This is a genomic window from Pedobacter terrae, assembly GCF_900100705.1.
Lineage (GTDB): Bacteria > Bacteroidota > Bacteroidia > Sphingobacteriales > Sphingobacteriaceae > Pedobacter > Pedobacter terrae.
On sequence record NZ_FNCH01000002.1, the window covers coordinates 1 to 18,642 of the forward strand.

General features: G+C 44.4%; 10 protein-coding genes. 6 read left to right on the plus strand and 4 right to left on the minus strand.

The genetic code is table 11. The annotated features are described in order from the left end of the window. Positions 1–460: 460 nt before the first annotated feature. From BLR60_RS03155 to BLR60_RS03165, 3 genes are read right to left on the minus strand one after another with little or no spacing between them, the layout of a single operon-like run. On the minus strand, positions 461–2,122 hold the full coding sequence (locus BLR60_RS03155) for an FMN-binding glutamate synthase family protein (protein ID WP_090496733.1): 1,662 nt from the start codon (positions 2,120–2,122) through the stop codon (positions 461–463). A 12-nt stretch (positions 2,123–2,134) separates the two neighbouring features. Further along, complete coding sequence (locus BLR60_RS03160) at positions 2,135–2,389, minus strand: Txe/YoeB family addiction module toxin (RefSeq protein WP_090496735.1); 255 nt, start codon at positions 2,387–2,389, stop codon at positions 2,135–2,137. Continuing rightward, on the minus strand, positions 2,382–2,639 hold the full coding sequence (locus tag BLR60_RS03165; RefSeq protein WP_090496737.1) for a type II toxin-antitoxin system Phd/YefM family antitoxin: 258 nt from the start codon (positions 2,637–2,639) through the stop codon (positions 2,382–2,384). Before BLR60_RS03165 ends, BLR60_RS03160 begins: the two co-directional genes overlap by 8 nt. A 126-nt stretch (positions 2,640–2,765) precedes the next feature. Here BLR60_RS03165 and BLR60_RS03170 point away from each other — a divergent pair, with 126 nt between their 5' ends. The 5 genes from BLR60_RS03170 (at position 2,766) to BLR60_RS25035 (ending at position 14,655) form a co-directional block, all read left to right on the plus strand. Beyond that, positions 2,766–3,386, plus strand: a complete 621-nt coding sequence (locus tag BLR60_RS03170; RefSeq protein ID WP_090496738.1) for an L-threonylcarbamoyladenylate synthase — start codon at positions 2,766–2,768, stop codon at positions 3,384–3,386. A 1,367-nt stretch (positions 3,387–4,753) separates the two neighbouring features. Next, complete coding sequence (locus BLR60_RS03175) at positions 4,754–10,525, plus strand: lamin tail domain-containing protein (protein ID WP_090496740.1); 5,772 nt, start codon at positions 4,754–4,756, stop codon at positions 10,523–10,525. An 8-nt stretch (positions 10,526–10,533) separates the two neighbouring features. Beyond that, positions 10,534–11,454 carry a PorP/SprF family type IX secretion system membrane protein gene (locus tag BLR60_RS03180; RefSeq protein ID WP_090496742.1) on the plus strand — a complete coding sequence of 307 codons (921 nt, stop codon included), beginning with the start codon at positions 10,534–10,536 and terminating at the stop codon, positions 11,452–11,454. Positions 11,455–12,548: 1,094 nt separating this feature from the next. After that, positions 12,549–13,703, plus strand: coding sequence for a Na+/H+ antiporter NhaA (nhaA, locus tag BLR60_RS03190; RefSeq protein WP_090496746.1), 1,155 nt, complete (start codon positions 12,549–12,551; stop codon positions 13,701–13,703). Positions 13,704–14,277: 574 nt separating this feature from the next. Next, positions 14,278–14,655 carry a hypothetical protein gene (locus BLR60_RS25035; protein WP_143009016.1) on the plus strand — a complete coding sequence of 126 codons (378 nt, stop codon included), beginning with the start codon at positions 14,278–14,280 and terminating at the stop codon, positions 14,653–14,655. Between the two features lie 2,039 nt (positions 14,656–16,694). On the opposite strand, the gene BLR60_RS03205 is transcribed toward BLR60_RS25035, so the two are convergent. Further along, on the minus strand, positions 16,695–18,014 hold the full coding sequence (locus tag BLR60_RS03205; RefSeq protein ID WP_090496751.1) for a hypothetical protein: 1,320 nt from the start codon (positions 18,012–18,014) through the stop codon (positions 16,695–16,697). Positions 18,015–18,328: 314 nt separating this feature from the next. On the opposite strand from BLR60_RS03205, the gene BLR60_RS03210 reads away from it, so the two are divergent. Then, positions 18,329–18,574: a helix-turn-helix domain-containing protein gene (locus BLR60_RS03210; protein WP_090496753.1), complete on the plus strand. Its 246-nt coding sequence runs from the start codon at positions 18,329–18,331 to the stop codon at positions 18,572–18,574. Positions 18,575–18,642: the final 68 nt, after the last annotated feature.

Here is an 18,642-nt window from a genome sequence, read left to right on the forward strand (position 1 = left end):
GTTAGAAATGATATATGTGATTTATAATAGCAAACAGGAATATCAAAAAGAATACTCGGTTTTAAAAGAAAGTAGCGCACTAAACCTAAAGGATCAGCACGCTACACTGGCTAGTTCTTGACCGCCCATGAAACAAAAATAAAATATTTTATTTGCAAATTAACACAGAATCTATCGGATGACGCGTAAAGCCCAGAATCCGATCCTTCAATCGGATGAGGACTTGCAGCAAAAAGCAGGACTACCCAAACCTAAGCACTACTGCCTTGCTTTCCAAAAAAAAACTAATGAGTTGCCATACTTCAGACTTACGTAGTCATACCGTACTTAAAGCCTTTTTAGACTTCGGAAGCTTATCCACCACGGCCCTTGCTTTTCAAAGAAGGCTAAAATCCCGTTGTCAGCCTCACGAACTCTTGCCTGCGCATCATCCCTTCAAACTTCGGATGTCGTCCGCTATTTATCTTCCATCATCATGCATCGTATCTCCATAAGGATTGGCATGCGCATAATCTACTGCTGAAACCTTATAATCGGTCGGCGCAAAACTCTGCGAAGTACTCAAGGCCATTCCCAATTCGTAGCGTGTGGGATATGGAGTTTTTAACAAACTACCAGCTGGAATATAAGGAAAAGTCTCCAGATAACTCTGCATTACACTCGGACTCACGCGCCTGTTGATGTACGCCCGGCTTAACTGATGCGTTTCTCTTAAACCAGCTGCACCTAACAATTCTACCGCGCTGGCCACCGTAAGGTTATGGAAGTTTTTAACACGAACGGTTTTATCTTCCACCACCAAACCTTTCATTAAACTTGGATCCTGTGTAGCCACCCCTGTTGGGCAAGTATTGCTATTACACTCTAACGCCTGGATGCAGCCCAAAGCAAACATCATTCCGCGTGCGGCATTACACATATCAGCACCGAGGGCAATATTTTTAACCAGATCGAACCCTGTTGCCACTTTACCCGAAGCAATGATTTTGATGTGTTTTTTCAGATCAAAACCATTTAAAACATCATATACAAAAGCCACCCCTTCGCGCAAAGGCATACCTACCGAATTCGAAAACTCCTGTGGTGCAGCACCTGTTCCGCCTTCGCCACCATCAACGGTAATAAAATCAGGATAAATCCCGGTTTCTATCATGGCCTTACAAATGGCATAAAATTCGCTTTTACGACCAATACACAATTTAAACCCTACCGGTTTGCCACCAGACAAATCGCGCAATTTTTTCACAAACTCCAACAAACCGATAGGTGTGTTAAAGGCCGAGTGTGCAGGTGGCGATAATACATCTTTACCTTCGGGCACTAAACGGATCCTGGCCACTTCCGGTGTTACCTTTTTGGCTGGCAGCATACCACCATGCCCGGGTTTGGCACCTTGCGAAAGTTTAATCTCGATCATCTTCACCTGATCAGTTTGCGCCCGCTCGGCATAGGCATCGTAATTGAAAGTACCATCGGCATTACGGCAACCAAAATACCCCGTACCAATTTGCCAGATTAAATCGCCTCCCGGCTGACGGTGGTAATCGCTAATCCCGCCTTCGCCTGTGTTGTGGGCAAAATTACCCATTTTAGCACCGCCGTTTAAAGCCAGAATGGCATTCTGGCTTAATGAACCAAAGCTCATGGCCGAAATATTATAAATACTGGCAGAATAAGGTTTCTTACAATCCGGGCCGCCCACGGTAACCCGCGGATCTAAATTCAATTCGTGGTGCGAAATGGCTGCAATACTATGGCTTAACCATTCATAACCGTTTTCGTAAACATTCAACTGCGTTCCGAATGGAATCGTATCGTTATCAGTTTTGGCACGCTGGTAAATCAACGAACGGTTTAACCGATTATAAGGTGTACCATTGGTATCACTTTCTACAAAATACTGGTACACTTTAGGCCTCAACTCTTCCATGAAATACCTTAAACGCCCAAATACAGGGTAATTCCTAACGATACTGTGTTTAGGCTGGTATAAATCATAAATACCGAGCAGTACAAAAGGACCTGTAAAAATGAATGTCCACCATAAAAAAGGATGGTAAAGCCCCAGCATAATGGTCAGGGCGATTAAAAATGCGGCAATCGCTACGAAAGCTTTTCTCATATTTTAGTATTATTAGGTATGATATCTGCATTGCAGAAAAATAATTTTATTACCTTCTACTTTATAAACTAGTCTGTGTTCTAAATTAATTCTTCTCGACCACCATCCAGTATATTGATGTTTTAGTGGCTCAGGCTTCCCGGTTCCTTCAAAAGGTGTGCGTTCGATTTCTTTTATCAGGGCATTTATTTTCTTGAGAACCGATTTATCAACCGATTGCCAATACAGGTAGTCCTCCCATGCACCATCCAGAAACAATTTAATCATTCTCTATCAGCTCTTGTTCTTTTGCCAGGCCATTTTCATAATCTTTTAGTCCCTGCTCCAGCCTAAGTGCGTTTTTCGGGCTTTTTAAAAGATAAAAGGTCTCTAGCATGCTGTCATAATCTGCTTTAGATAAAACCACTACATCCTCGCCTTTTGCCCGGGTAACAAACAAAGGAGTATGGTTAGAAAAAACCTTGTCTAAATAAAATTTTAAACTCTGCCTAAAGGAGGTATAATTTGTGATTTCCATGATGCTCGTTTATAATCTTCAAAATTAAAGATAATAAAAAACCTGTACAATTATTTGTACATATTTAGAATGTTTATGATTAATGTTATTTAAACAACAAACGTATTAAATTGTTATTTTTACGTTATGCTTATCAAGATTTATCCAGAAAACCCCAACGAGAGGGCTATAGAACAAGTAGTTGATGTACTTAAAAAAGGCGGTGTGATTATCTATCCAACCGATACGATATACGGTTTGGGTTGCGATATCACCAATCCGAAAGCTATTGAAAAAATCTGCAGAATACGCGGAATAAAACCTGAGAAAGCCAATTTTTCTTTCATATGCCATGATTTAAAACACATTGCGGATTACATTAAACCAATTGACAATACCACTTTCAGGGTGTTAAAAAAAGCACTGCCGGGGCCTTTTACCTTTATTTTTAATGCCAATAACAACGTACCCAAATTGTTAAGTTCTAATAAAAAAACGGTGGGGATACGTGTGCCCGATAACAACATTGCCCGCTGTATTGTAAAAGAACTCGGTAACCCTATTCTGTCTACCTCAATAAAAGATGATGATGATGTAATTGAGTATTCTACCGATCCCGAACTGATTCATGAAAAATACGAAAACCTGGTGGATCTGGTTATTGACGGTGGTTATGGCGATAATGAGGCTTCTACCGTAATTGATTGTACTACGGGCGAATTCGAAGTGATTCGTGAGGGTAAAGGAAATATCGAGGAGTATTTGTAACAAGCGCCTTAAACCCCAATCCGCCTATCGGCACCTTTCCCCTGAAAGGGAAAGGACTAAAAAACAAATTACCGCATCCTGCAACACGCACCTTGCTATATGAACCATGTTATCCGGCCTCGCAGATTTTCGCAGGGAAACGTACGAAAATCTTTGCACTGCCTCATCATTGCCCCACAATCCAAGGCAGGATCAAAGCGAGAGCGGTGGAATAAAGCAAGGGCTAAGAGCCTCGATGCTGCCGCAAATAAGATTTCCGTAGCTTTTTACAAGAATTGCGTAGCAATCTTTTATACCGATAAAAACAATACGATCACATAAAAAACGGATGCATGCCTTTCAGTTATGCCTTTTTATTGTTGTCTTCAATGGCAGGCATGCTTTCGCTGCGCTCAGGTTTGTTTCTTTTGGGCCAAGCCAAAAGAAAGAGCCCCTCGGCGGCGGTGGACCTGTACCGATTTTTCATCGGTAGCCGAGGCAAGCCCGAGCAAAGGGCAATAAAATAGCAACCGCTTTAAGATTCCCGCCTGCGCGGGATCCGATAGCTATCGGATGACGACCGTATTATAGCGATCGCCCTAAACCCCAATCCGCCTATCGGCACCTTTCCCCTGAAAGGGAAAGGACTAAAAAACAAATTATCGCATCCTGCAATACGCGCCATGCGATCTGCACCATGCTATCCGGCCTCGCAGATTTTCGCAGGAAAAAGCACGGAAATCTTTGCACTGCCTCATCATTGCCCCACAATCCAAGGCAGGATCAAAGCGAGAGCGATGGAATAAAGCAAGGGCTAAGAGCCTCGATGCTGCCGCAAATAAGATTTCCGTAGCTTTTTACAAGAATTGCGTAGCAATCTTTTATACCGATAAAAACAATACGATCACATAAAAAACGGATGCAAGCCTTTCAGTTATGCCTTTGTGTTTGTTGTTTTTAATGGCAGGCATGCTTTCGCTGTCCTCAGGTTTGTTTCTTTTCTATCAAGAGAAAAGAAAGAGCCCCTCGGCGGCGGTGGACCTGTACCGATTTTTCATCGGTAGCCGAGGCAAGCAAATCAATCATTAATCATCATCTCAACTGCAACGCAGTGAAATGAGGAGATCTTTGAGCCAAATCAAAAAGATTTTGCTTCGTAGCGCCTTCGGTTTCCCCACTAGGGCCTGAGTGACTACATATATCTAGATCACCAAAGCCATAACCGGTAAATAGCCAATACGTTAAACACAAAAAGACAGATTAACGTATCCAATAACAAAAAATTACCCCACATAACATTTATTTTTCCACATTCGTTCGAATTAACATTAAGTTAATCTGATAATAAGGCATTTGCATATACATTTGTTATAAACACAACTTACTATATGAAAAAACCTTTACTTCTCATTTTATTTTTTCTGGTTTTTGTAAATTATTTATCTGCGCAGGTTTCTTTAACTGCACTAAATACAGCTAAATCAGAAAATTTCGACGGCATGACGGCAACCGGAACTTCAAAAGTAACCGGATGGAGCGCGGTTAAAGCCAGCGGCACAAGTGCCGCAGCCACGGGTTCGGCCTTAACCTTAGCGGTTTATACCACTTCATCAAACAGCGGTGCCGCTTACAATGCAGGTACATCCGGAGCGGCCGACCGCTCTTTAGGGAGTTTGGCCTCTGGCGCGTTGGTACCCCGATTTGGTGCCGGCTTTCAGAACAATACAGGCTCAACCGTAACTTCAATCGATTTATCAGGTGTAATGGAACAGTGGAGAACCGGTTCAAACGCCACCGTAAACGAAAATCTGAATTTCGAATATAGTTTTAATGCCACGGGCATTGCCGATGCATCGGCCACCTGGTTGCCACTTACAGGAATGGCACTTAACGAAAAGTTAACCACCACAACTGCTGCAGCTGGTGTTGACGGGAACCAACCTGCAAACCAAACCGCTATTTCAGGAAGCATCACTGCCATTACATGGGTAAATGGTGCCACACTTTATATCCGCTGGACAGACACAGACGATTTAGGAAGCGACGGCATTTATACTGTCGACGATTTTAGCATTACGCCAAAAGGCAGCGCTACCGCAACGCCGGTTCTTTCAGCGTCAAATACCGAATTGGTTTTCGGCGATCAGAATATCAATTCAAATTCTACGGCACAAAGTTATACTTTAGGAGGTGCCAATCTTACCGCAAATGTTTCTGTAAATGCTACTGCACCCTTCTCGGTTTCAAAAGACAATGTTACTTTCAGCAATGCCATCAGTTATACTACAGCCGAGGTTGCAGCGTCGCCATTAGTTTATGTGCGTTTTAGTCCAACAGCTGCAGGCAATGCCAGTGGCAATATAACCAATACCAGTACCGGCGCCACTCCTGTTAATGTTGCCGTAAGCGGAAATGGCTTATCAACCATTTTAACGGTAAACCAAACCGCTTTCGATTTCGGTTCTCAAAATACGGGTACCAATTCTACTGCGCAAACTTTCAATTTAAGTGCAACGGGTTTAACCGATGTGGTTAATGTAACCACTACAGCACCTTTTTATCTTTCTAAAGATAATGTTACCTATAGTACTTCTTTGGTATATAGCGTGGCTGAGCTGACTACGGGCAAAACAGTTTATGCACGTTTTAGTCCCACAGCGGCATCTACCGCATCAGGCAATATCAGTATTGCGAGCACTGGTGCAACCACACAGAATATTGCAACAACAGGTGTGGGTACCACGCCGCCGGTGGCACCAACACCTATCGTAATCTCCGAAGTTTATGGTGGTGGTGGCAACACCGGCGCAACTTATAAAAACGACTTTATCGAATTATATAACCCGGGCAATACCGCGGTTGATTTAACCGGCTGGAGCGTACAATATGCAGCAGCAGCCGGAACATCGTGGCAGGTCACTCCGCTTACGGGCAGTATCCCTGCCAAAAGTTTTTACCTGGTGCAAGAAGCCGCAGGTACAGGTGGAACAATTAATTTACCTACGCCCGATGTTACAGGTACCATCAATATGTCGGGTACTGCCTTTAAAATTGTGCTGAGCAATGATACCACTGCCCTTACCGGTGCAAACCCAACAGGTGCTGCCATAGTTGATAAAATCGGTGTAGGTCCAACCGCTTCTGGTTACGAAACCGCAGCTACCGCAGTGTTAAGCAATACCGCTTCGGCCGAGCGTAAAGCAAGTGCCACTTCAACAGCGGCTACTTTAGCAGTAGGCGGTACCGAAGAATTTAACGGTAATGGTTACGATACCGATAATAACAGTACCGATTTTGTGGTTACATCACCAAATCCTCAAAACTCAACAGTAAAAGAACCAACTGGTGCTAACCATGTGGTTATTTCTGAAGCTTATGGTGGTGGTGGCAACTCGGGTGCAGTTTATAAAAACGACTTCATCGAGTTATACAATCCAACACTTAGTGCGGTTGATTTAACCGGCTGGAGCGTGCAATATGCCAGCGCAACTGGTACAGGCAACTGGACGGTAACAACATTATCCGGTTCCATTGCACCAAAAGGATTTTACCTCATTCAGCAATCGGCAGGTACAGGCGGCACTACCAATCTGCCAACACCTGATAAAATCGGCACCATTGCAATGAGTGGTACCGCAGGTAAAGTACTATTAAGTAATAGCATTACCGCACAAACCGGTAGTTTGCCAACAGGCGCAACAGTTATCGATCTGGTAGGTTTTGGTGCTACCGCAAACGGTTTTGAAGGCACCGCCCCTGCACCGGCACCAAGCAATACCTCTTCTATAGAAAGAAAAGCAAGTGCCACATCTGATGCCACCACCTTGGGCACTGGCGGCACAGAAGAGTTTGCCGGTAACGGGTATGATAGTGATGACAATGCTGCTGATTTTATTGTAAGAACACCGAATCCGCAAAACAGCTCGGTAACAGAACCGGTGTCAACGTCAGGTCCATATCTGGTAGTTACGCCAAAAACACTGGCCTTCAGTAATCAGGCCATTAACACTACATCTGCAGCCAAAACTTACGTATTATCGGCAGGTAATTTAACCAACAATACCACGCTGACTGTAACCGGTCCTTTTTCCATTTCGAAAGATAATACCACGTTCGCCAACACCCTTAGCTATACCGTTGCAGATTTAGCCACCAACCAAACGGTTTATGTTAAATTTAGTCCAACAGCAGTTGGCAATGCAAACGGAGCCATTGTACATGCCAGCGCAGGTGCCACCTCAGTTTCACTGGCTTTAAGCGGCCCGGCTATTGATCCTAACCAAACGGCTTTCAATTTCGAAAACTGTACCACGGTGGGCAGTGCAGCCTTATCTGATGGTTTTTACCAATACAGCGTAACCGGTCCACAAACCTGGGGCTGTACCACTACTTTTGGTCACGATGCTTCCGATCCAACAGGTGCAGGCAGTGGAGGTAACGCCGTGCAGATTAATGGCTACTCGGGCGGGAACATCCTTAACGAAGACTGGTTAATCTCTCCGACCTTAAATATTTCATCATTCAATTACGCCATTTTATCATTCTGGACCAGATCTGCCTTCGCGGGAGATAAACTGCAGTTAAAAATCTCGACCAACTATACGGGTTCAGGTAATCCTGGACTCGCCACATGGACCAGTTTAGACGGTAAATTCCCTGAAACGGGCAGCGATAAATGGACCAAATCAGACAATATCGATTTATCAGCCTACAAAGCTATACCTGTTTATGTAGCTATTGTATATAATTCTACCACTTCATCGGCCAGCCGCTGGACAGTTGATGATTTTGCCGTTACCAATTCGAACACGCCACCTGCAGTCGACATTACCACTTCGCCTTCGAGCATCAGTTTCGGTTTCCAGGCGGCAAATACCACTTCAGCAGCAAATACATTTGGTTTTTCTGCAGGGAACTTAACCGGCGATGTTACCTTAACTGCTCCGGCCAACTTCACACTGTCTAAAACCAGCACCGGAACCTATAGCAGCAGCATTACCTATCCGAAAGCCGATATCAACAATACTTCGCCAACCGTTTATGCGAAATTTTCGCCAACCGCGGTGAATACCAGTTATACCGGCAATGTAAATATTGCCACTTCCGGTTCGGCAAATAAAACCGTTGCTTTAAGCGGAAATACTTTCGATATTGCCAACACCCTTGAAGTGGTAAACTGGAACATCGAATGGTTTGGCAGCCCGGCCCAGGATCCATCAAACGATGCCTTACAGGCCGCAAATGTTAAAACAGTGGTCAACAATATCAATGCAGATATTTATGGCTTTGCAGAGGTGGTAGATACCACTTTATTCAGGAACACGGTTTTACCTGCCGGATATAATGTTGTATTTAGTGAGTTCGGATCATACGCCGATAATAAAGCCGATGCCGATTATCCATTGGCACAAAAACTGGCCTTTATGTATCGCACCGATCTGATTAAACCCATTTCTACTTTAGGCATTTTAAGAGATACCTATAACCCTGCTGTACCGGCAACCAGTGCCGATGGTACACCTTATAAAAACTGGTCGTCAGGCCGTTTCCCTTACATGATGCAGGCACAGGTAAAGATCAACAATAAACTGGATACGGTTTACTTCGTAGAGATTCATGCCAAAGCCAACACAGGCACAACTGCCGATCAGATTGATTCTTACAACCGGAGGAAAAATGGCAACAAACAATTAAAAGATTGGCTTGATGCTAACCTAGCCGGTAAAAAAGTGATTATTCTCGGCGATTTTAACGATGTACTGGATGCTGATAAAACCATTGCCCCAATGCCTGCGGGTACCGGCACTTCATATTCCGATTTTACACAAGATGCAGCAAATTATTTCCCGGTTACCCTGCCTTTAAGTTTAGCCGGAAAACAATCTACCGCCGGCTTTAATACTGTGATTGATAATGTGATTATTACCAAAAGCCTTAACCTTAACTATATTCCTGCCTCGGCCGAGGTTTTAGACGGCGTTAAAAACCTGGTAACCAATTACAGTTCTACCACAACCGATCATTATCCGATTAAAACCAGGTATTTATTCGGCAATGGTGCGCCAACTCTCGATGCCGTAGCCGATCAGGCCGTTTGTTACACATCAGCCAACCAGACGATTGCTTTAACCGGAATTTCTGCTGGTCCGGAAACTGCGCAAAATACTACACTTGCTGTTACCTCAGATAATGCCAACCTGTTTGATGTATTAACTGTGGCAGCAAACGGTGCCGATAAAGGAACCATTACTTACCACTTAAAAAACAATGTAAGTGGTGCGGCCAATATTACGGTTACCGTGATTGATAATGGCGGGACTGATTTTGGTGGAGTAGACAAAACAACCAAAACTTTCAAATTAACGGTAACTTCAACCGCCACGGCAACCGTTACAGGTACAGCTGCAGTTTGTATAAACGGAGCGCCCCAAAGCATCATCTTTACCGGCGCAAACGGAACGGCCCCTTATACGTTTACCTACAATATTAACGGCGGCGCAAGCCAAACGGTAAGTACTAGCGCAACAAGCGCGTCGGTAACAGTTTCGGCCCCAACTAATGTGGCGGGTACTTTTGCCTATCATTTAGTTAATGTAAAAGATGCCAACTGTGGCCAAACCCAAACCGGATCGGCTACCATCACCGTAAATGCTTTACCGGTGGTTTCCATCAGCAGTAATAAAGGTTTATCCGTTTCTAAAGGCGATGCAATCGTGTTAACCGCTACCGGTGGTACGCAATTTAGCTGGACAGGCGCAGATATCCTTAGCGGCCAGAACACTGCTGCCCTAACCATCCGCCCAAAACAGAGCGGTACTTACCGCGTTACGATAGCCAATGCGAGTGGTTGTGTAAGCGATCAAAACATTGCCATTACGGTAATAGAAGATTATAAACTCGAAGCCAGTACCGTGATTACCCCTAATGGCGATGGTTACAATGATAAATTTATTGTAAAGAACATCGATTACTATCCAAACAACACCTTAAAGATTTTCGATAAGGCCGGGAGGATATTATACACCAAACATACCTATGCCAACGATTGGGACGGAACCATAAACGGTAGCCCCTTAAACGAAGGAACCTATTATTACATCATCGATTTAGGCAATGGCATCGGTACATTTAAAGGTTACATCAACATCATTAGAGACTAATTACAGACATGAAAGCAATTACCAAAACCATACAGCAAATGCGTCGCGTAACGTTTCTATTTGCAGCCAGTACATTATTTGCTTGCAGTGTAAAGGCACAGATCCTTCCGCTCAATGCGCAATATTTCCAAAACCGTTACCTGGTCAACCCATCTATGGCGGGTATTAACGAAGGTTTTAACATCAACGGCAGTTTCCGCAAACAATGGTCAAACATTCCGGGGGCTCCCATTACCCAAAGTGTAACTTTAGATCAGCAGGTAAACAAAGTGGGTTGGGGCGTAAATATCTACAACGAAAAATCGGGTGGCATCCAGCGCACCAAGGCCGTTGGAACCTTTGCCTATCACCTACCCTTAAATAACGACGATCAGAAACTGAATTTCGGAATCTCTTTTGGCGCCAGTCAGGATAAACTCGATTTGAACAGTGTAAGAAACAGCGATATTAATGATCCATCGATCGCCCGTTTTAACGATAGGGGTTATTACCTGGATGGCGATTTCGGAATTTCCTACACCTCAAAAGGATTAACCGTTGAGGGGGCCGTGCCTAATATGCGTTCCGTTTTTAGAAAAGACGATTTAAACTATGCCGATAAACCCACATTTTATTCGGCAGTAGGTTATAAGTTCATGCTGGGGTCGGGTATAAACGGCATCAGCCTGGAGCCAAAAGGGGTGTTCAGGGGCATCAAGAATTACGAAAATTTATGGGATGCCGGTTTAAACGCAAACTTTGCCAACGATAAGTTATACGTAATGGCCATGTACCACAATACGCAAAATGCTACCATTGGTTTTGGGATGAACTACAAATCGACCCTGTATTTTATGGCCTACTACAATACGGCTACTTCCGCTATTAGCGGTTATACCGATGGCGATTTTGAAATCAATATCCGTTTAAATATTGGCAAGAAACCTTGATTTTTATTTTAACAGATGGCCGTCATCCGATTACTATCGGATGACGACCGTTTTCTAGCGAGCGCCCAAAACCCCTATCCGCCTATCGGCACCTTTCCCCTGAAAGGGAAAGGGCTTGAAAGACAAATTTCTGCATCCTGCAATACGCACCTTGCTATATGCGCAATGCTATCTGCACCCTGCTGCCTGGCCTGGGATATGATGGAAGGAGAAAACGTTAAAGCTTTTGCACCTACTTTCAACCTACCACTACACAGAGGCAGCACGCCCTCCCCGATTCTTCATCGGGGCTTGTGCTGACGACCTCAAAGCTTTGACGAATTTATCCAACATCAGATCCAAGCCTTGATCTTTTGTTTCTTTTCTATCAAGAGAAAAGAAAGAGCCCTTCGGTGGCTAACCGAGGCAAGCCCGAGCCGTGGACAAAGAGTAGCCAGTGCATTAAGGTTCCCGCCTGCGCGGGATCCGATAGCTATCGGATGACGACCACTACAGTTGAGATAACGGACTCTAATAAAAGGGTCTTCATCTCGACTGGAGTGCAACGGAATGGAGAGATCTTTGTACCAGGTTATTGAAATCAAATTTAAAAGATTTCTCCGCTACGGTCGAAATGACGGATTTATTGATGGAACAAATACCATATTAGAAGCTATCTTATACACCCTGCTGTCTGCACCCTGCTATCCGGCCTCGCAGATTTCCGCCAGAAAAAGCACGGAAATCTTCGCAGTTACCCCTCATAACCCCACAACCCAAGGCAGGATCAAAGCGAGCGCGTCGGACAAAGCAAGGGGTTAAGAGCCTCGATGCTGCCGCAAATAAGATTTTCCGTAGCTTTTTACAAGGAAGGATGCAAGCCTTGGGTTTATGACCTTTTATTGTTTGTTTTATCGGTTGTCATGCTTTCGCTGCGCTCAGGTTTGTTTCTTTTGGGCCAAGCCAAAAGAAAGAGCCCTTCGGTGGCTAACCGAGGCAAGACTGCGTGAAGGGCAAAACTTGCAAATCGTACGCCGTAATGCCGACCGTATTAGCGCCTTACATTTCTCCACAAAAAACCTCCCTTTTTCCCCTTATTTCACTATTTTTACCCCATGGCTAAATTAATCAATCTGGAAGTATTTAAGCGTTTCTTCCGCTCCGGACAAGTAGGCGGTTTTCTATTATTGATCTGTGTGACCATCTCCCTAATCATTGCCAATAGCGCTTCAAAAGAAAGTTTCGAAACCTTTTTAACAACAAAACTTGGTTTTGGTGCCGTAAACTACAGTATCCTCGCCTGGATAAACGATGCCTTAATGGCCATATTTTTCCTGCTTGTCGGACTCGAAATCAAACGCGAACTCGTAGAAGGCGAGTTATCTTCTGTGAAAAGTGCATCCTTACCCGTAGTTGCCGCACTCGGTGGCATGTTTATACCTGCACTCTTTTATATCTTATTCAATAAAGGAGAAGCCTCTGCATCTGGCTGGGGCATACCCATGGCTACTGATATTGCCTTTGCCCTTGCCATAATCGCGATGCTCGGGAAAAGCATACCTAGCAGTTTAAAAATATTCCTGGCTGCACTGGCCATTGTTGATGATCTTGGCGCCATCCTCGTCATTGCAATCTTTTATACCAAACAAATCCATTTCGAATACCTGGCCATGGCCGGGGGGATTCTCGTTCTTTTAGCGCTCATGAATTATTTTGGTGTAAAGAAACTGGTATTCTACCTCATCCCCGGCATCTTCCTTTGGTATTTCATCCACCACTCGGGCATCCACGCCACCATTGCAGGCGTATTATTGGCTTTTACCATCCCTACCAACAATACTAATGCAGAATCACCTTTAGAAAAACTGGAGCATTTTTTAACCAGGCCCGTCAACTACATCATCATGCCCATTTTCGCTCTGGCCAATACAAATATCACTTTCCAGAAAGAAATGCTGGCCGGATTAGCATCACCTTTAGGTTTGGGCATTATCATCGGTTTATTCGCAGGCAAAACCATTGGTGTAACCCTTTTCAGTTGGTTAGCCGTGAAATTAAAATGGGCTAACCTACCCACAGGCGCTGGCTGGAAACACGTACTGGGTTTGGGCATGCTCTCCGGAATCGGTTTTACCATGTCGATTTTTATTGCCCTGCTCTCTTTTAGCGATGCGCTACATATCTCCGAAGCGAAATTTGCGATATTAACCGCATCTGTTTTATCGGGTGTAGTGGGTTTTGTATTTTTGAAATCAGTGAAGAAGGTTTAAGTGCATATATAACCGCAAAGGGCACAAAAGTGGGATCGCAAAGAACGCGTACAAGCGTTACTTTTTTAGCGCCTTAATCCCCTATCCGCCTATCGGCACCTTTCCCCTGAAAGGGAAAGGACTAAAAAACAAATTATCGCATCCTGCAATACGCAACTTGCTATATGCACAATGCGATCTGCACCATGCTATCCGGCCTCACAGATTTTTCTGAGTAACAATCTGTCGTCATTTCGACTGTAGCGCAGCGGAATGGAGAAATCTTTGAACCACGTTATAGCGAGCGACTTAAACCCCTATCCGCCTATCGGCACCTTTCCTCTGAAAGGGAAAGGACTAAAAAACAAATTATCGCATCCTGCAATACGCACCTTGATATATGCACAATGCTATCTGCACCATGCTATCCGGCCTAGGATATGATGGAAGGAGAAAACGTTAAAGCTTTTGCACCTACTTTCAACCTACCACTACACAGAGGCAGCACGCCCTCCCCGATTCTTCATCGGGGCTTGTGCTGACGACCTCAAAGCTTTGACGAATTTATCCGACATCAGATCCAAGCCTTTCAGTTATGCCTTTGTGTTTGTTGTTTTTAATGGCAGGCATGCTTTCGCTGTGCTCAGGTTTGTTTCTTTTCTATCAAGAGAAAAGAAAGAGCCCTTCGGTGGCTAACCGAGGCAAGCCTGTGCTGAGAGCAAAGAATCTATTAACCCAACTTAAAAGATTTCTCCCCGCCTGTACGGGCAGGCGCTACGGTCGAAATGACGGATTTATTGATGGAACAAATACCATATTAGAAGCTATCTTATACACCCTGCTGTCTGCATCATGCTATCCGGCCTCGCAGATTTTCGCTGGAAAAAGCACGGAAATCTTTGCACTTCCCCCTCATAACCTCACAGCCCAAGGCAGGATCAAAGCGAGCGCGGTGGGACAAAGCCAGGGCTAAGAGCCTCGATGCTGCCGCAAATAAGATTTTCCGTAGCTTTTTACAAGGAAGGATGCAAGCCTTGGGTTTTTGTTTCTTTTGGGCCAAGCCAAAAGAAAGAGCCCTTCGGTGGCTAACCGAGGCAAGCCTGTGCTGAGAGCAAAGAATCTATTAACCCAACTTAAAAGATTTCTCCCCGCCTGTACGGGCAGGCGCTACGGTCGAAATGACGGGTTTTTCGCAATGATGGATTTATTGGTGGAACAACGCTTTATTAAAAACTATCATAACGCACAATGCTATCTCCACCCTGCTATCCGGCCTCGCAGATTTTCGCCGGAAAAAGCACGGAAATCTTTGCAGTTCCCCCTCATACCCCCACAACCCAAGGCAGGATCAAAGCGAGAGCGGTGGAATAAAGCCAGGGCTAAGAGCCTCGATGCTGCCGCAAATAAGATTTCCGTAGCTTTTTACAAGAATTGCGCAGCAATCTTTTATACCGATAAAAACAATATGGTCACATAAAAAACGATGCAAGCCTTTCAGTTATGCCTTTGTATTTGTTGTTTTTAATGGCAGGCATGCTTTCGCTGCGCTCAGGTCTGTTTCTTTTGGGCCAAGCCAACCTGCGCAGCAAGCTTGAAGACCACTAAAAACATTAACGAACACTGAAAAAAGAAAGAGCCCCTCTGCGGCGGTGGACCTGTACCGATTTTTCATCGGTAGCCGAGGCAAGACTGAGCGATTGGAAAACAATAAGCCAACGCATTAAGATTGCTTCGTACCTCGCAATGACGGTCGTATGATAGCGAGCGCCCTAAACCCCTATCCGCCTATCGGCACCTTCCCCTGAAAGGGAAAGGACTAAAAAACAAATTATCGCATCCTGCAATACGCACCTTGCTATAGGCGCAATGCTATCTGCACCATGCTATCCGGCCTAGGATATGATGGAAGGAGAAAACGTTAAAGCTTTTGCAGCTCCTTTCGAACTACCACTGCCAGAGGCAGCACGCCCTCCCCGATCCTTCATCGGGGCTTGTGCTGACGACCTCAAAGCTTTGACGAATTTATCCGACATCAGATCCAAGCCTTGATTTTTGTTTACCTTTTTATCAAGAAAAAGGTAAAAGCCATTCGGTGGCTAACCGAGGCAAGCCCGAGCAAAGGGCAAGAAAATAGCAACCGATTTAAGATTCCCGCATGCGCGAGAATGACGACCGTATTATAGCGAGCGTCCTAAACCCCTATCCGCCTATCGGCACCTTTCCCCTGAAAGGGAAAGGACTAAAAAACAAATTATCGCATCCTGCAATACGCACCTTGCTATATGCTCAATGCTATCTGCACCATGCTATCCGGCCTAGGATATGATGGAAGGAGAAAACGTTAAAGCTTTCGCACTTCCTTCCGAACTACCACTGCCCAGAGGCAGCACGCCCTCCCCGATCCTTCATCGGGGGCTTGTGCTGGCGACCAAAAAAGCTTTGACGAATTTATCCGACATCAGATCCAAGCCTTGATCTTTTGTTTCTTTTCTATCAGGAGAAAAGAAAGAGCCCCTCGGCGGCGGTGGACCTGTACCGATTTTTCATCGGTAGCCGAGGCAAGACTGAGCGAAGGAGAACAGCCTAGCGTTTGCTTTAAGATTCCCGCCTGCGCGGGAATGACGACTGTACTATAAACTAACCTTATACTCCATCCTATCCGGCTTCGCAGATTTTGGCCGAATATTGGTTCTTAGGCGCTTTGCTAACTGCCTTTCAAAATCCCAAAACCTTAACCGAAGCACGCCCGTCAATCCCAAGGGCCAGCTGAATCAAAAAAACAGATGCAGACCAGCACAACCAGCACTACCAAACCTCAAACGCAGTGAGTTTTGTGTCTTGAAGTTCCCACAAACACTCATTAACCCCCTCCCGACACAAAACAAAGTGCCGCTGTTTTTTTGATGTGTGGTGGCTATGTGCAAAAGGCCCATTGCTGGATTGACGAAGCATTTTTGCATACTTTTGATGCTTCAAAAGTTTGATGCCCTCGCGGCATAGAGCGGAAAAACTTTACCCCCTCTTCACCTCATACCACCGCTCCACCCCCTCCACAAACCCCTCAAAAAATTCCCTGTAATACCCTTTAATCACCTGCACCTTAAAATTTACTTTACTAAAAAACCAAACCATTTTATAATCCATTTCTGCCTCAAGCAAATACCATAAATACGGTTTAGCGCTATCGCAAACCAAAAACAGGCCGGGCTGATCGGTATTCAGATGCAACAATTTCCCTTTCACCTTAATCTTCAATTCCAGTTCATAATAATCTCCCTCATCCTTAAGCACGAAACTTAAAACAGGCACCTCCATCGCAAATTCAACCATTTTCATATCCCGCATTACAGGTTTGCCGGTAACATTGCGCATACCGTAAGTATAAAAATAATGTGTAAAACGTTGTAACATCAATAGCGGCAAAGCCTTGTTCCATAACTTTAAAAGTGCCAGCTGGTTAGCATCGTTAAGTGTATGGGTTTCGGCTACCTTTTCGGGCAGGTGGGCATTGGCGTTAAAGCGGATGGCAGCTATTTCTTTCATGGCGAAGCAAATGCTGTTCAGCTCCTCCTGTTGCGGCGAGAGGCTTATGCCATCCACATCGTGCGGATTCAGCACGAAACGTTTGAATGATTTAACCGTTTTAAGGTACGCCGTGGCCGCAAAAACATAAGGAATTAAAAATGGATAATGGTTGCTGTGGAAATGCTGTAGATCGGTATTGGCGAAACAATAACCAATGCTAACCGGTGCCAAACGTGCCATAGCCTGTTTATTCAATAACCTTTCACGCGGTACTACCACGCGTTCCGTAACATCCGGCAAATCATCACCAGGCCTAAACAAACCACTAAACTTTTTCTTCAAGGTAATGGTAATACCTCCAGGTTTCTTCACCACATCTACATAGCTCGACCGCTTGTTGCCCAAAGCAAAACATGCCGGCCAGTAATATTGCTGAAAATCGCAGTAACCGTTCCGCATCATGGCCCTCAAAGTAAGGTAAGCATAACGCCCAAAATAGCTTTCATCCGTATCCACACTGCAGCTCACCAACAGGCAATCGTATTCTACCCCAATGTAAACCCGTGCCTCTTCCCCTCCCAATTTAACATGAACGATTAACAAACCCTGATCAAAAGAAAGTGATGTGATGGCCAACGGCTCAGGCTTTTTACCTACACTAAATGTGTTGTGCAATCCGATAACTATCGGATCGCTAGCGATCTGCTCCAGCGCCGCTAACCTTAACACCCTGCTCCCCTTTTCAAAAGGCAGTTGATAAAACCGCGAAAGCGGTTTCCCTGCAATGGTAATGGATTTAGCTTTCATACTCGTATGGTTTTACGAGTCTTGTTGGGGTAAAATATAAAAGTGGGCTTCTACCTACCATAGCTCCTTAAAGTTTCTCAGGCCTTACGTTGATATGGAATTACAGCAGAAACCCACTCTCATTTAGAAATGCTAAAATAACATAAACTATACAAGAATGGGCTATAAATCTACTGTTTTGCATCAACGGCCTGAGATTTGGAGCTGCAAAACTCTTATTTATAACTCTTTATTAATTAATCAAATATAATAAAACCAGAACAAAAGGACAAATAAGTCCTAATATTTTTTCAATAATATTTGGACTTTGCACTGTGGGAAAACAATATCGGGATCAAGAATACTTAGTCAAAATTGGAAAACGCATTGTGGAAATTCGCGATCTTCGAAAAATTACACAAGAGAAGCTGGCAGAATTAACTGAAATCGATACTAGACAAATAGGTCGTATCGAAAGAGCTGAAACCAACGTTTCTATCAGTAGCCTTAAATTGATTGCTGACCATTTAAAAATATCGGTATCTGATTTACTTGATTTTTCTAAATCAATTGACAAATAGAAGGTTTTCGGTTTAATTGAAGAGAAGTAGCAGTTAGATCGTGGCGCTTAATTGAACTCTACTATGAA